Genomic DNA, 15,342 nt, shown 5'->3' with positions numbered 1-15,342 from the left:
CAGAAAATTTTGACAAAAAATAGTTAAAATTGTTAACCTAGGTTAGCCGTATTCTACTCCTAACTAAAGAATGAGTCAATTATTTTGTCTCCGTTTAGATATAAAAAAAAGTGAAAGCCTAAGCCTCCACTTTTTATAATTAGTCTACGTTAACGTATTCTTTTGAAAGTTCAAGAACTTCTTCCATTGTTGCACATTCAGTAAGAGCACGGTTAGCGTATTCTTCCATTTTAGCTGTGTCGAGTTTCTTCATCAAGCTACGTGTACGAAGAACAGATGTCGCTGACATTGAGAACTCATCCAAGCCCATTCCAACAAGAAGTGGAACAGCAGTTTGGTCACCGGCCATTTCACCACACATACCAGCCCATTTACCTTCAGCATGAGCCGCTTTGATAACATTGTTAATCAAACGAAGGATTGATGGGTTATATGGTTGGTAAAGGTATGAAACTTGTTCGTTCATACGGTCAGCAGCCATTGTGTATTGGATAAGGTCATTTGTACCAATTGAGAAGAAATCAACTTCCTTAGCAAATTGATCAGCAAGCATAGCTGCAGCTGGGATTTCAATCATGATACCTACTTCGATATCGTCTGCAACGGCAACACCTTCAGCAACCAATTTAGCTTTTTCTTCTTCAAGAATACCTTTAGCAGTACGGAACTCAGTCAACAAAGCAACCATTGGGAACATGATACGCAATTTACCGTGAACAGATGCACGAAGCAAAGCACGCAATTGTGTACGGAACATTTGATTACCAGTTTCAGAGATAGAAATACGCAAAGCACGGTAACCCAAGAATGGGTTCATTTCTTTAGGAAGGTCGAAGTAAGGGAGTTCTTTATCCCCACCGATATCCATTGTACGAACGACAACAGGTTTACCGTTCATACCTTCAAGAACTGCTTTGTAAGCTTCATATTGGTCATCTTCAGTTGGGAAGTCTTGAGAATCCATATACAAGAATTCTGTACGATAGAGACCAACAGCTTCTGCACCGTTATCATTTACACCTTCAACGTCTTTAGGTGTACCGATGTTAGCAGCCAATTCGAAATGTTTTCCATCAGCAGTAACTGTTTGAGCATCTTTAAGGAGAGCCCATTCAGCTTTTTGTTTAGCGTAAGCTTCACCAGCTGCTTTGAACTCAGCAATTTGCTCTTCAGTTGGGTTGATAACAACTTCACCAGTAATACCTGAAACAGCCAAAACATCACCATCTTTGACAAGTTCTGTGATGTTATTTGTTCCAAGAACAGCTGCGATTTCAAGTGTACGCGCCATGATAGCTGAGTGACTTGTACGTCCACCGATGTTAGTAACAAAGGCTTTTACGTACTTTTTGTTCAACTGAGCTGTATCAGATGGTGTCAAGTCATGAGCAACAACGATTGATTCTTCGTTGATTGTTGCCGGGTTAGGCAATTTCTTACCAAGCAAGTTAGCAAGCACACGTTTTGTAACGTCACGAATATCCGCTGCACGTTCTTGCATGTATGGGTTATCTTCCATACCTTCAAAAATAGCGATAAACATGTCTGTTACTTCTGTCAAAGCAGCTTCAGCATTAACTTGTTTAGCACGGATAGTTTCTTTAATTTGACCAGTCATTTCTGGGTCAGCAAGAACCATCAAGTGAGCATCAAAAACGGCTGCCGCTTCTTCACCAAGGCTTTCAACTGCTTTTTCACGGATAACAGAAAGCTCGTCTTGTGACGCCGCTAGAGCAGCATCTAGACGAGCCTCTTCTGCACTTGTATCTTCAACTGTTACAGTTTCAAATGACAAGTCCGGTTGAACAAGCAGATATGCCTTAGCAACTGCAACACCATCAGATGCTGCGATTCCTTTAAGCATTTCTGTCATATTCTTATGCCAATCCTTCTTTTGTCATTGTTTCTGCGATTGCTGCGATTGCATCATCAGCATCAGCACCTTCTGCAGAGATAGTTACGTCAGCACCTTGACCAACACCAAGGCTCATAACACCCATGATTGATTTAAGGTTAACTGCTTTACCTTTGTAGTCAAGAGTGATATCTGAAGCAAATTTGCTAGCTGTTTGAACAAGCAAAGTAGCTGGACGTGCGTGGATACCTGTTTCTGCAACAATGTGGAAATCTTTAGAAGCCATAATGGATTCTCCTTCTTAGTTTGGAATATTTGAGTTATCAATGATAACCCTTACAATTTAGAATTATAACATAGCTAATTGAGATTATCAAGGTTAAAACGTACTTTCTACAAGTTTTTCAAAAGCCTGTCTCTCATTTTGCTGCTCATTTTCATTTTTTTAAACATAAGCAAATACTAGTCTCTAGTTATTTACAACATTTTCAGAAAATTTCTTTCATGGTGTTTTCAATCGTTAATTTTCATTTTCGAGCAAAAACAATCACATAATTGAAAGAATTTGATTGCTAAAGGCACTCGTTGAATAAGCTTGTTTTCCAAATGCCAAGTCAGCTGTAAAGATATCAGCTTTAAATGTCTTTTCAATAGCACTTGTAATCAGTTGAGCTGCCTCAGTCCAACCAATATAATCTAGAAGCATGCAGCCAGATAATAGAACTGAGCAAGGATTAGCCTTATCTTGATTCGCGATATCCGGAGCTGTTCCATGTGTTGCTTCAAAAATAGCATGGCCTGTTTGATAGTTAATGTTGGCTCCAGGGGAGATGCCGATACCACCAACTTGTGCAGCTAAGGCGTCACTGGCATAATCACCATTCAAGTTGGTTAAGGCAACAACATCAAATTTTTCTGGATTTAAAAGAATCTGTTGTAGAAAGTTATCCGCGATTATATCATTAATCTCTAAACGACCAGCCAGCAATTCTTCTTTATATTCTTCCTGAGCCACTTCATAACCCCATTTACGGAAGCCACCCTCTGTAAATTTTTGAATATTCCCCTTATGAACCAAGGTCACTTTTTTTAGATTGTTCTTGAGAGCATAGTCGATAGCCGAGCGAATGAGACGTTTACTTCCTTCTATTGAAATTGGCTTGATTCCGATACTACTTGATTCTGGGAAGCGAATTTTACTAACATTCATTTCTGTCTGGAGAAACTCAATCACGCGCTTAACATCTGTTGTTCCCGCTTCCCATTCAATTCCCGCATAAATATCTTCAGTATTTTCACGAAAAATAGTAATATTCGTTTTTTCTGGTTCCTTAAGCGGACTTGCTACTCCTTCAAAGTAACGAACCGGTCTAACACAAGCGTAGAGATCAAGTTCTTGACGTAAAGCTACATTTAAAGAACGAATCCCTCCACCTACTGGCGTCTCAAGCGGACCCTTAATAGCAACTAAACTTTCTCGAATAGTCTCCAATGTTTTTTTCGGCAACCATTCTCCTGTTTTATCATAAGCCTTCTTACCAGCTAGGAGCTCTTGCCACTCAATATGACGCTTTCCTTCATAGGCTACTTCTACTGCTTTATCAAAGATTGCTTGGGTATTCTTCCAGATATCATGTCCAACACCATCCCCTTCAATAAAAGGGATAATTGGACTATCAGAAACTTGAAGCTGTCCATTTGTCATTACGATTTTTTCTGCCATATAGCTTTCCTCCCTAGCGTTTTTCTAAAGGAATATAGGTCATATTTTCTTGTCCAATATACTGTGAGCGAGGACGAATCAATTTGTTATTTTTTTGCTGCTCTTGAATATGAGCAATCCAGCCGGCAACACGACTCATTGCAAAGATAAGTGTGAAGATATCGCTGTCAATTCCTAGAGTATGGTATACGGTGGCTGAATAGAAGTCTACATTGGGAATTAATCCCTTCTTATCTTTCATGAACTCTTCAATTTCTTGAGACATATTAAAGAATTCTTCATTCTCGGTACCCTCTGTCAACTTTTTAGCCATATCTCTTAAGAAAATTTCACGAGGATCCTGTTTCTTGTATACACGGTGCCCAAATCCCATGATTTTCTCTTTAGAGTCAAGTTTTTCCTGCAAGTAAGCATAAACATCACCTGATTCGCGGATTTCTTTAAGCATATCAAAGACGCGTTCATTAGCCCCACCATGCAGAGGACCTTTTAGAGCACCAATAGCTGTTGTAACACAAGAATAAATATCTGTCAGAGTCGAAGCACAAACACGCGCTGCAAAAGTTGAAGCATTCAACTCATGATCAGCGTGTAGAATTAAGGCCTTATTCATAGCCTCAACTTCAATTTCAGAAGGTTCAACACCATTCAGCATGTAAAGAAAATTAGCAGCAAAACCTAAATCTTCTCTTGGTTTGAGGGGCATTTTACCAGTGCGTAAGCGTGCAAAAGTCGTAATAATTGTTGGCAATTTAGCCATCAATTCAATACTTTGCTGATAAACGGCTTCCATGGATTTCTCCTCAGCATCCACATTGTATACCCCAAGAAGTGAAACTGTTGAACGTAAAACACTCATTGGGTGCAAATGTGGACGAGATTGGATAAGAATGCATTGTTCTACAGCATCTGAAATGTCATAGTTCTTACGCAACTCAGCTTCAAAATACTTGAGTTCCATTTGCGTAGGAAGATGACCATTCCATAAGAGATAAATCACTTCCTCAAAAGACGCTTTATTTTCCATAAACTCGGAAATATCATATCCTGCATAGGATAAATGGTCATCAATAATAGATGAAATCCTAGTATTACAGGCAATCATATCCTTAAGTCCATTAATTTCAACTGTTGTCATATTAGGCTCCCTTCAATTTTTTTCTTACAACCATTGGTAAGATACCACCATTTTTATAGTAGCGAATATCAGCATCTGCATCGAAGCGTACCAAGGCTTTAAATGTTTTGGTTTGTTCAGGTGTTAAAGCTGTAACAGTGATAACATCATGGACACCTGGATTTTCTGAAAGATCAAAGCTAAAGGTCTCATGTCCTGTCAATCCAAGACTTTCAGCATTTTCCCCTTCCATAAATTGTACTGGTAAAATCCCCATCATAACTAGATTTGAACGGTGAATACGCTCAAAACTCTCAGCAAGCACTACTTTCACACCAAGGAGATTTGCACCTTTAGCAGCCCAGTCACGACTAGAGCCCATACCATAATCCTTACCAGCAATTACAAGCGTATCTTGATTAGCTTCTTTATATTTCATAGCAGCATCATATATAGGTAGAATATCACCATCATATTTAGTATATCCACCAATTTTTCCATCTGCTAGCTCATTCTTGATACGAATATTAGCAAAAGTTCCTCGCATCATGACTTCGTGATTTCCACGACGGCTACCATAAGAATTAAATTCTTGATAATCAACACCATTCTCAGTCAAATAACGAGCTGCTGGGCTATTTCTGGCAATATTACCCGCTGGAGAAATATGGTCTGTTGTAACCGTATCTCCAAATTTAGCCAAAACCTTCAAATCATCCAATGGTTTAATACTCAAATCATCTCCTAAAGCATCAAAGTAAGGTGGGTTTTGAATATAGGTAGAGTTTTGATTCCATTTATAATTTTGACTTTGTTCAGTAGGAATGGCATTCCACTTCTCGCTATCAGAAAAGACACTGGCATATTCATCTTGGAAGAGTTGACGGGTGACGTATTTATCAACATAAGTCTCAATGTCATCACGAGAAGGCATAATCTCCTCTAAATAAACAGCTTGACCATTGTCGTCAAAGCCTAGAGGCTCAGTTGTCAAATCAATATTCGTGTTACCAGCCAAGGCATAAGCAACAACCAATGGTGGACTAGCCAAGAAATTCGCTTTAACAAGTGGATTAATACGCCCTTCAAAATTACGATTTCCTGACAATACAGCACTCGCTAGGAGGTCATTGTCTACAATAGCCTTAGCCACTTCAGGACGTAAATCTCCAGAATTACCAATACAAGTTGTGCAACCATAACCTACCAAGTTAAAGCCAAGCTTATCTAGATAGGTTTGCAAGCCTGAAGCTTTGAGATAACCTGTAACGACTTTAGATCCAGGCGCCAAAGAGGTCTTGACTGTTGGAGAGACTTTGAGCCCTTTCTCAACCGCTTTTTTGGCTAAAAGACCGGCTGCCATAAGAACGTAAGGATTAGAGGTATTGGTACATGATGTGATTGCTGCAATGGCAACATGACCCGTTTGAATTGTTTCTGAATGACCCTCAAAATCAACTTTTGCAGTTTTTGCTAACTCTTCATTATCCAAACCGAAACCACGGACACCTGCGTCACGTACCACTGCATCTTGAAATTCTTGCTTAGCATCAGATAAGAGAATCAAATCTTGTGGACGTTTAGGACCTGAGATAGAAGGTTTAATAGATGACAAATCGACTTCAACAATCTTAGTATACTTGGCTTCTTTACTTGGATCATAGAAAAGATGATTGGCTTTTGTATAGGCTTCAGTGACTTGGATATGTTCCTCATCACGATTAGTTAAACGCATGTAGTTAAGAGTCTCGTCATCAATAGGAAAATAACCACAAGTCGCACCATATTCCGGTGCCATATTAGCGACAGTAGCACGGTCAGCTAGAGATAAACTCTTCAAGCCAGGTCCAAAGTACTCAACAAATTTACCAACCACATTTTCAGAACGAAGCACCTGAGTAATCTTGAGAGCCAAATCTGTTGCTGTGGCAATTTTAGGCAGCTCTCCTGTCAGATGTACACCAATAACCTCTGGAATTGGGAAATAAGACGCTTCACCTAGCATAGCTGCTTCAGCTTCAATTCCACCAACACCCCAACCAAGAACGCCAATACCATTAATCATAGTCGTGTGACTATCTGTACCAAACATAGAGTCAGGATATAGGAGCCCATCATTTTCAATAATGACATCACTCAAAAATTCAATATTAACCTGATGAATAATACCTGTTGCTGGTGGAACAGCACGGTAATTTTCAAAAGACTGTTCGGCCCACTTAAGAAACTCATAGCGCTCGTTATTACGTTTAAACTCTAGATTGATATTATCTTCAAGAGCAGTATCACATCCATATGAATCAACTTGGACAGAGTGGTCGATGACCAAATCTACTGGAATCTCGGGATTAATAAATTCGGCTTTACCTCCATTAGCCACTATAGCATCACGCATGGAAGCTAAATCAACAACAACAGGAACCCCTGTAAAATCCTGTAAGATAACACGACTTGGTTTAAAAGGTACTTCAGAAATTGTTGGAAAATTCGGAAATTTTATTAGATCAGAAATGTGAGATTCCTTAACATCGACACCATCTTTTTTTCTGAGGAGACTTTCAAGTAGTATTCGAATGGTATAAGGTAGTTCTCCGACCTTAACATCATGAGATTTTGCTGCTTTTTCGAGATCATAGAAAGAGAATGTCTTACCATTTACAGTTAGATTTGAACAGTATTCTTGCATACTTGAACCTCCATTAGTTAAAAATTTTCTTTATTCTACACTGTTATTTTTGAAAAAACAAATAGAATCGGCATTTTGATGTTATATTACATAACATTTATAGTGAGATATTTCTTTTTTAGCCATTTTCATAAACAAATTCTATTCAATTTAGAGAACTTAAAAAAGCCTTTGAAACACAAGATATAGGGTTGTGTTTCAATACTAAACACAAAATATTGTATTTCCTTAAGATATTTAGCTTGATTTTTCCCAATATTTTGGGTATTCTATTAGAGTTGAAAAAGTGACTCCTAGTCACTTAAAATCTTTTTATAAAGGAGTATTTGCAATGGCAAAGATTACATTGTTTTCTAAAAACAACTGCATGCAGTGCAAAATGACTAAAAAATTCTTGGAAAAGGAAGGTGCTGATTTCGAAGAAATCAACATTGATGAACAACCAGAAAAAATCGATTACGTAAAAAGTCTTGGTTTCACTGCTGCTCCAGTTATTGAAGCAGGCGATATCGTCTTTTCAGGTTTTCAACCGACTAAACTTAAAGAAATCCTTTAATTATCAAGTTTTTAAATAGAAAGGAACTTGTTTGCTTAGTTTAATATTTTAACCTTAATATACTATTAAACTGAGCCTGGTATCTGTATTATGTCTTTAAAAAATCTTGGCGATGTCTCATACTTCCGCCTCAACAACGAAATTAACCGTCCTGTTAACGGTCAAATTCCTTTGCATAAGGACAAAGAAGCACTTCGTGCCTTCTTCCTTGAAAACGTTAAGCCAAATTCAATGGCATTCAACAGCATCACAGATAAAATTAATTATTTGATTGAGAACGATTATATCGAGTCTGAATTCATCGGTAAATACGAACCTGCTTTCATCGAAAAGTTGTCTGCAGAAATTCATTCTCAAAAATTCCGCTTCCAATCTTTCATGGCAGCCTACAAGTTCTACCAACAATATGCCCTCAAAACAAACGATGGCGAGTCTTACCTCGAAAGTATTGAAGATCGCGTTCTTTTCAACGCCCTTTACTTTGCTGATGGTGATGAAAACCTTGCTAGTGACCTTGCTAACGAAATGATTCACCAACGTTACCAACCTGCTACTCCTTCATTTCTAAATGCTGGACGTAGCCGTCGTGGTGAACTCGTGTCATGTTTCCTTATTCAAGTAACGGATGACATGAATTCAATCGGACGTTCTATCAACTCGGCCCTCCAGTTATCACGTATTGGTGGTGGGGTAGGTATTAGCCTATCTAACCTACGTGAAGCTGGTGCTCCTATCAAAGGTTATGCTGGGGCAGCCTCTGGTGTCGTGCCTGTTATGAAGCTTTTTGAAGATAGCTTCTCTTACTCAAACCAACTTGGCCAACGTCAAGGTGCTGGTGTTGTTTATTTGGATGTTTTCCACCCAGATATCCTTGCCTTCCTTTCTACTAAGAAAGAGAATGCTGATGAGAAGGTGCGTGTTAAGACACTATCACTTGGTGTTACAGTTCCAGATAAATTCTACGAGTTGGCACGTAATAATGAAGATATGTACCTCTTCAGTCCTTACTCAGTCGAAAAAGAGTACGGTAAACCATATAACTACATTGATATTACAGCTATGTACGATGAGTTGGTTGCCAATCCAAATATCACAAAAACCAAGATTAATGCCCGTGAGCTAGAAACTGAAATTTCTAAACTCCAACAAGAATCAGGTTATCCATATATCGTCAATGTTGATACAGCCAATCGACACAATCCAATCGATGGTAAGATTATCATGTCCAACCTCTGTTCTGAAATTCTCCAAGTTCAAACACCAAGTGAACTTAACGATGCACAAGAGTTTGTTAAACTCGGTACAGACATTTCATGTAACCTCGGATCAACTAATATCCTTAACATGATGACTTCACCTGACTTTGGTCGTTCGATTAGAGCTATGACACGTGCGCTTACCTTTGTTACAGATAGCTCAAGTATTGATGCTGTACCATCTATCAAAAATGGTAACCAACAAGCTCATACCTTTGGTTTAGGAGCTATGGGGCTTCACTCTTACCTTGCTAAACACCATATCGAGTATGGTAGCCCCGAATCTGTTGAATTCACTAATATCTACTTCATGCTTATGAACTACTGGACTTTGGTTGAATCTAACAATATTGCCCGCGAACGTCAAGAAACCTTTGTCGGTTTTGAAAAATCAAAATATGCTGATGGTTCTTACTTTGATAAATACGTTACAGGCCAATACGTTCCTAAATCTGACCGTATCAAAGAACTTTTCGATGGTCACTTCATCCCACAAGCCAAAGATTGGGAAGAACTACGTGAACTCGTTAAGAAAGATGGACTCTACCATCAAAACCGTTTGGCTGTTGCACCAAATGGTTCAATCTCTTATATTAATGACTGTTCTGCTTCTATCCATCCAATCACACAACGTATTGAAGAACGTCAAGAAAAGAAAATCGGAAAAATTTACTATCCGGCCAACGGTCTTTCAACAGACACAATTCCTTTCTACACTTCAGCCTACGACATGGACATGCGTAAAGTTATCGACGTCTATGCCGCTGCGACTGAACACGTTGATCAAGGTTTGTCATTAACCCTATTCTTGCGTAGTGAGTTACCAAAAGAAATTTACGAATGGAAAACAGAAAATAAACAAACAACTCGTGACCTTTCTATCCTTCGTAACTACGCCTTTAACAAAGGAATTAAATCAATCTACTACATCCGTACTTATACAGATGATGGAGAAGAGGTTGGTTCTAACCAATGTGAGAGCTGTGTCATTTAAGATAGTGATTTAACGATAGCAACTTCACTACTCTTATTTACAAAATGCATTAAAAGGTCGGTTCGCCGACTTTTTTAATAGATCAACTCAAAAAAACTATATCATGATTTTGAATTATGATAAAATAGTAACGATATCAATAAAGAAAGAGGTTTCTAATGGAAACTTACTACAAAGCCATTAACTGGAATGAAATCGAAGATGCGATTGATAAATCTACCTGGGAAAAATTGACCGAGCAATTTTGGCTAGATACACGAATCCCACTTTCAAATGACCTTGATGACTGGCGTAAACTTTCAGCTGAAGAAAAGGATTTGGTTGGAAAAGTTTTCGGTGGTTTAACATTGCTAGATACCATGCAATCTCAAACAGGTGTTGAAGCCATTCGTGCAGACGTCCGTACACCTCATGAAGAAGCTGTATTGAACAACATTCAGTTCATGGAGTCTGTTCACGCCAAATCTTACTCTTCAATCTTCTCAACTTTGAATACAAAATCTGAAATTGAAGAAATTTTTGAGTGGACTAACAGTAACGAATACCTTCAAACTAAGGCGAAAATCATTAACGATATCTATGAAAATGGAACGCCTCTTCAGAAAAAGGTTGCTTCAACATATCTTGAAACTTTCCTTTTCTATTCAGGGTTCTTCACTCCACTCTATTATCTTGGTAATAACAAGCTAGCTAACGTCGCTGAAATTATCAAGCTCATTATCCGTGACGAATCTGTTCACGGAACCTATATTGGCTATAAATTCCAACTTGGATTCAACGAATTGCCTGAAGAAGAGCAAGAAAGTTTCCGCGAATGGATGTATGATCTCCTCTATCAATTGTATGAAAATGAAGAGCTCTACACTAAATCTCTTTATGACGGTGTTGGATGGACTGAAGAAGTTATGACTTTCCTTCGTTACAACGCCAACAAGGCTCTTATGAACCTAGGACAAGATCCACTCTTCCCAGATAGTGCGAACGATGTTAACCCAATCGTTATGAATGGTATTTCTACAGGAACATCTAACCACGACTTCTTCTCTCAAGTTGGTAATGGTTACCTTCTAGGAACTGTCGAAGCCATGCAAGACGATGATTATAACTACGGACTATAATAAAAAACTAGCTGAGCTAGTTTTTTATTGTGTTCAATACTATATTCGAAAAACAAATAGAAAAAGAGTTCACGGTGAACTCTTTTTATTTTGCTTTTACTTCAAAACCTTCTGCTACACCTTCAGCAAAGTTTTCTTCAACAATGCTAGCACAGTGATCACAGATAGTTGCGTTGTAGCTACGTTCTTTAGTAGTTGGATCGATACGACGACAACGGTCACAGACATCACCTTTAGCACGTTCTACTGTGAATGCCACACCTTCAAAGCTTACAGCAGATTCAGGTGCTTCTCCTTCAGCAATAGTCAATGCTGAAACAATCAAAAGTTGAGCAAGGTTAGTGTTCAAACCTTCAAGAAGTTCTTTGACTTCAGCATTAGGATAGATTGTCAAATGAGCTTCAAGCGATTTACCGATAACTTTTTCATTACGAGCTTCTTCCAAAGCTTTTTGAGCTTGGCCACGGAAATCCATGAAGGCATTCCATCTTTCAAGAAGTGCATCTTGACCCACAAAATCTTCTGCTTCTGGCAACTCTGACAATTGAACATAGTCTTCTGTTTCAAATTCAAGATATGACCAAATTTCTTCTGCAGTGTGAGGAAGGATTGGTGTCAATAGTTTTGTGATTTTAACAAGAATATCGTAGAAGACTGTTTGCATTTGACGACGTTCAAGTGATTCCGCACTCTCAATATAAACCACATCTTTGGCAAAATCAAGATAGAAGGCAGACAACTCAACGTTAATAAAGTTAACTAAGGCTTTGTAGATAGTCAAGAACTCAAAGTTTGCATAGGCATCACGAATAGTCTTAACCAATTGGTTAAATCGAATAGTCATGTACTGATCTACAGAACGCAAGTCTTCAAAGGCTACAGCATCAGTTGTTGGATTGAAGTCAGAGGTATTGGCAATCAAGAAACGAAGTGTGTTACGAATCTTACGATAAGATTCTGATACTTGGCTAAGGATATCCATTGAGATACGAACGTCATTAGTTGTATCAACACTTGTTACCCAAAGACGAAGAATTTCAGCACCAAATTGTTTCTCAACATCACTAGGAGCAATTGTGTTACCAAGCGATTTAGACATCTTCTCACCCTTACCATCAAGCGCAAAACCTTGAGACAAGAGTTGTTTATATGGTGCAACACCATTATTGGCAACAGATGTAATAAGGGATGAATTAAACCATCCACGGTATTGGTCTGAACCTTCGAGATAGAGGTCAGCTGGATAAGTTAACTCAGGACGGTTAACAACAACACCGTTCCATGATGAGCCTGAGTCAAACCATACGTCCATAATGTCAGTTTCTTTAGTAAACTCGCCGTTTGGTGAGCCAGGATGTGTAAAACCTTCTGGAAGAAGATCTTTGGCATCACGTTCCCACCAAATAACTGAACCGTGTTCTTCGAAAAGTTTAGCTACATGTTCGATAGTTTCTTCAGTCATGATCGGTGTTTTATCTTCAGCATAGAAGATTGGGAGTGGCACACCCCAAGCACGCTGACGAGAGATTACCCAGTCACCACGGTCACGAATCATGTTGTAGAGACGAACTTTACCCCACTCAGAATGGAATTTAACTTTTTCAATCTCATCCAGAATCTCTTGACGGAATTTAGAAACAGATGCAAACCATTGTGGTACTGCACGCCAGATGATTGGTTTCTTCGTACGCCAGTCGAATGGGTATGAGTGTGAGATTTCTTCTTTGGCAAGGAGTAAATCGCCGAGTTTTTCCATAACAATTGGAGCCACTTTATCGTAGAACTGACCTTCAAAATCAGGTCCAGCATTTTCCATCATGATACCACGCTCATTAACGGTTACGGCAACTTCAAGACCATTAGCAATACCTACGTTATAGTCATCCTCACCAAAACCAGGAGCCGTATGGACGATACCTGTACCTGAATCTGTAGTAACGTGGTCACCAAGAATAACAAGCTCATCAACTTCTGTATCCCATGGGTGTTCAGTCACAATTTTATTTAATTCTTCACCACGGTATGATTGAAGTACTTCCACATCTGTCCAACCGAATTTCTCAGAAAGACTATTAAGTAATTCAGAAGCAACAACAAATTTACGGTCTTCTCCGGCAGGTTTTACGAGAACGTATTCGATATCAGCACCAACAGTCAAACCACGTGAAGCTGTTACTGTAAATGGTGTTGTTGTCCAAACTACGATATATGTATCTGTGTCTAGTACTCCTTTACCATCCTTAACCTTATTGGCATAGTAAAGTGAAGTTGAAACTAAATCATGGTACTCGATTTCGGCTTCAGCAAGTGCTGACTCTGATGACCATGACCAATAAACTGGTTTTGCACCTTGATAGATGTAACCTTTTTTAGCCATCTCACCAAATACACGGATTTGTGCAGCCTCATAGTCTGGTGTCAAAGTAACATATGGGTTATCCCAATCAGCCGAAACACCAAGACGTTTGAAATCTTCACGTTGTTTGTCAACCTGTGAAAGTGCATAATCGCGACACATCTTAAGGTATTCAGCACGATCAAGTTCTTTACGTTTCACACCTTGTTTTGCCAACACTTGTTCAATTGGAAGACCATGCGTGTCCCAACCAGGAACGTAAGGAGCATAGAAACCAGACATTGATTTTGAACGCACAATGATATCCTTAGAAATTTTATTCATCGCATGTCCAACGTGAATATTACCATTGGCATAAGGAGGACCATCATGAAGAGTGAAGTGAGGTTTACCTTGGTTCAACTCTTGACGACGTTGATACATCTTGACATCTTCCCACTCTTTTTGCCAGATTGGTTCTTTGTTAGGAAGTCCAGCTCGCATTGGAAAGGCTGTCTTACCTAGATTTAAGGTTTCTTTGAGTTTCATTATATCTCCTCTTTAATTTAATTTACTAAATAAAAAGAACCTTCATCAAAAAGGACGAAAGCTCGTGGTACCACCTTAATTCAGAGCAAAAGAATTTGCTCCCTCATATGTCCGTAAGGAGGACCATCCTTCTAACTTACTTATTTCAGTTAGAATGCTTGAAAATGATAACTATCCAAATAGGGAATGTGGGACTCACACCATCTCCCACTCGCTGTTAATATACTTGGTAAGTTGTATTTTTCTTATTCGCTAATATTCAATTTAAACGTTTGTGTTTCGTTTAGATTAATTTCACCTGTTGTCTCAGGTTGCAAATCAAAATCTTCATCTACTGGTGCTGAAGTTGGGAAATCTGCCACTTCACTCTCGAAAGTGTCTGGAATACCAAACTCAACTGGAGTTGAAACAACTTCGTTTGTTTCATCAACTTCTGGACTAGAGAAATCTTCAACTTGCTTATTACTTTCAGCAACGCGACGTTGAAGTTCAGCCATTTCATCAGGAGTGAATTGACGAGTTGCATCAAATGAAGCTGCATCATTTGAATCAGGTACATGCTCATCCAAAACTTTTTCAACAACTTCTTTAAAGGCAGCATCTGAATTTTGAAGATAAATAGCTGTTGGTTGCAACAATTCACCCCATTCTGGAGCACTTGCTAAGCTAAGCTGACCTTCAACTGCAGCCAATAGGCGTTGGTGGAAGACACGACTTTGACGTTTAAGTTCTTCTGTTTCGATGGCAACACGTTTGGCTTCATCTGTTGCATCACGAAGAATTTCAGATGCCTTAGATTTAGCTTCTTCAACCAAATGAGTAGCATTGAAGTTAGCCTTATTAATCAAGTTAGCTGATTCGTCAGCCGCTGAAGCTTTAACTTTTTCTGCTGTTTCTTGAGCCAAAATAACTGATTGACTCAATGATTCTTTCATTTCATCAAAATAAGCCAATTTTTCTTCAAGCTCTTTTACACGAGCAGCAAGTTCACGATTGTCACGAACTAAATCTTCATAATCGTCTACAATAATATCAAGAAATTCATCAACTTCTTGCTCATTATATCCACGAAATTTAGTTGTAAACTGTTTATCTTTAATATCAAGTGCTGTAATAGCCATTACAGGCCTCCTTTATTTTTCATTACCATATT

The 15,342-nt window shown here is 38.7% G+C and carries 10 protein-coding genes; 3 read left to right on the top strand and 7 right to left on the bottom strand.

What is annotated here, in order from left to right; translation table 11 throughout:
• Positions 1 to 139: 139 nt before the first annotated feature.
• From ptsP to acnA, 5 genes are all read right to left on the bottom strand, one after another.
• Positions 140 to 1,873, bottom strand: a complete 1,734-nt coding sequence (ptsP, locus tag H7U04_RS02130) for a phosphoenolpyruvate--protein phosphotransferase (RefSeq protein ID WP_002890681.1) — start codon at positions 1,871 to 1,873, stop codon at positions 140 to 142.
• Positions 1,874 to 1,877: 4 nt separating this feature from the next.
• Positions 1,878 to 2,141 (bottom strand): phosphocarrier protein HPr, encoded by a 264-nt coding sequence (locus tag H7U04_RS02125; protein ID WP_002884015.1) that lies wholly within the window; start codon positions 2,139 to 2,141, stop codon positions 1,878 to 1,880.
• Positions 2,142 to 2,402: 261 nt separating this feature from the next.
• Positions 2,403 to 3,578 (bottom strand): NADP-dependent isocitrate dehydrogenase, encoded by a 1,176-nt coding sequence (gene icd / locus H7U04_RS02120; RefSeq protein WP_110980970.1) that lies wholly within the window; start codon positions 3,576 to 3,578, stop codon positions 2,403 to 2,405.
• A gap of 13 nt (positions 3,579 to 3,591) precedes the next feature.
• Positions 3,592 to 4,716, bottom strand: coding sequence for a citrate synthase (locus tag H7U04_RS02115; protein WP_002890679.1), 1,125 nt, complete (start codon positions 4,714 to 4,716; stop codon positions 3,592 to 3,594).
• Position 4,717: 1 nt separating this feature from the next.
• The gene (acnA, locus tag H7U04_RS02110; RefSeq protein ID WP_110980971.1) at positions 4,718 to 7,381 is read right to left on the bottom strand and encodes an aconitate hydratase AcnA; all 2,664 of its coding nucleotides are present in this window, start codon (positions 7,379 to 7,381) and stop codon (positions 4,718 to 4,720) included.
• A gap of 331 nt (positions 7,382 to 7,712) precedes the next feature.
• Between acnA and nrdH the strand changes: the two genes are divergently transcribed.
• The 3 genes from nrdH to nrdF all read left to right on the top strand — a co-directional run bounded on the left by nrdH (position 7,713) and on the right by nrdF (position 11,305).
• The gene (gene nrdH / locus H7U04_RS02105; protein ID WP_004182714.1) at positions 7,713 to 7,937 is read left to right on the top strand and encodes a glutaredoxin-like protein NrdH; all 225 of its coding nucleotides are present in this window, start codon (positions 7,713 to 7,715) and stop codon (positions 7,935 to 7,937) included.
• A gap of 90 nt (positions 7,938 to 8,027) precedes the next feature.
• Positions 8,028 to 10,187: a class 1b ribonucleoside-diphosphate reductase subunit alpha gene (gene nrdE / locus H7U04_RS02100; protein ID WP_013990782.1), complete on the top strand. Its 2,160-nt coding sequence runs from the start codon at positions 8,028 to 8,030 to the stop codon at positions 10,185 to 10,187.
• A gap of 158 nt (positions 10,188 to 10,345) precedes the next feature.
• Complete coding sequence (gene nrdF / locus H7U04_RS02095; protein ID WP_014633295.1) at positions 10,346 to 11,305, top strand: class 1b ribonucleoside-diphosphate reductase subunit beta; 960 nt, start codon at positions 10,346 to 10,348, stop codon at positions 11,303 to 11,305.
• Between the two features lie 85 nt (positions 11,306 to 11,390).
• Here nrdF and ileS read toward each other — a convergent pair whose 3' ends face one another.
• Both ileS and H7U04_RS02085 read right to left on the bottom strand, forming a co-directional pair.
• Positions 11,391 to 14,189, bottom strand: a complete 2,799-nt coding sequence (gene ileS, locus H7U04_RS02090) for an isoleucine--tRNA ligase (protein WP_110980973.1) — start codon at positions 14,187 to 14,189, stop codon at positions 11,391 to 11,393.
• A 245-nt stretch (positions 14,190 to 14,434) separates the two neighbouring features.
• Positions 14,435 to 15,310: a DivIVA domain-containing protein gene (locus H7U04_RS02085; RefSeq protein WP_002890673.1), complete on the bottom strand. Its 876-nt coding sequence runs from the start codon at positions 15,308 to 15,310 to the stop codon at positions 14,435 to 14,437.
• Positions 15,311 to 15,342 lie beyond the last annotated feature (32 nt).

The sequence above is a fragment of the Streptococcus sp. 22.1 genome (genome assembly GCF_016648645.1).
Lineage (GTDB): Bacteria > Bacillota > Bacilli > Lactobacillales > Streptococcaceae > Streptococcus.
This window is presented reverse-complemented; position numbering and strand designations above follow the sequence as displayed.

Bases quoted from the DNA above. Each gene is read 5' to 3' on its own strand.
- ptsP (WP_002890681.1), bottom strand. From the start codon at position 1,873: ATGACAGAAATGCTTAAAGGAATCGCAGCATCTGATGGTGTTGCAGTT.
- H7U04_RS02125 (WP_002884015.1), bottom strand. From the start codon at position 2,141: ATGGCTTCTAAAGATTTCCACATTGTTGCAGAAACAGGTATCCACGCA.
- icd (WP_110980970.1), bottom strand. From the start codon at position 3,578: ATGGCAGAAAAAATCGTAATGACAAATGGACAGCTTCAAGTTTCTGAT.
- H7U04_RS02115 (WP_002890679.1), bottom strand. From the start codon at position 4,716: ATGACAACAGTTGAAATTAATGGACTTAAGGATATGATTGCCTGTAAT.
- acnA (WP_110980971.1), bottom strand. From the start codon at position 7,381: ATGCAAGAATACTGTTCAAATCTAACTGTAAATGGTAAGACATTCTCT.
- nrdH (WP_004182714.1), top strand. From the start codon at position 7,713: ATGGCAAAGATTACATTGTTTTCTAAAAACAACTGCATGCAGTGCAAA.
- nrdE (WP_013990782.1), top strand. From the start codon at position 8,028: ATGTCTTTAAAAAATCTTGGCGATGTCTCATACTTCCGCCTCAACAAC.
- nrdF (WP_014633295.1), top strand. From the start codon at position 10,346: ATGGAAACTTACTACAAAGCCATTAACTGGAATGAAATCGAAGATGCG.
- ileS (WP_110980973.1), bottom strand. From the start codon at position 14,189: ATGAAACTCAAAGAAACCTTAAATCTAGGTAAGACAGCCTTTCCAATG.
- H7U04_RS02085 (WP_002890673.1), bottom strand. From the start codon at position 15,310: ATGGCTATTACAGCACTTGATATTAAAGATAAACAGTTTACAACTAAA.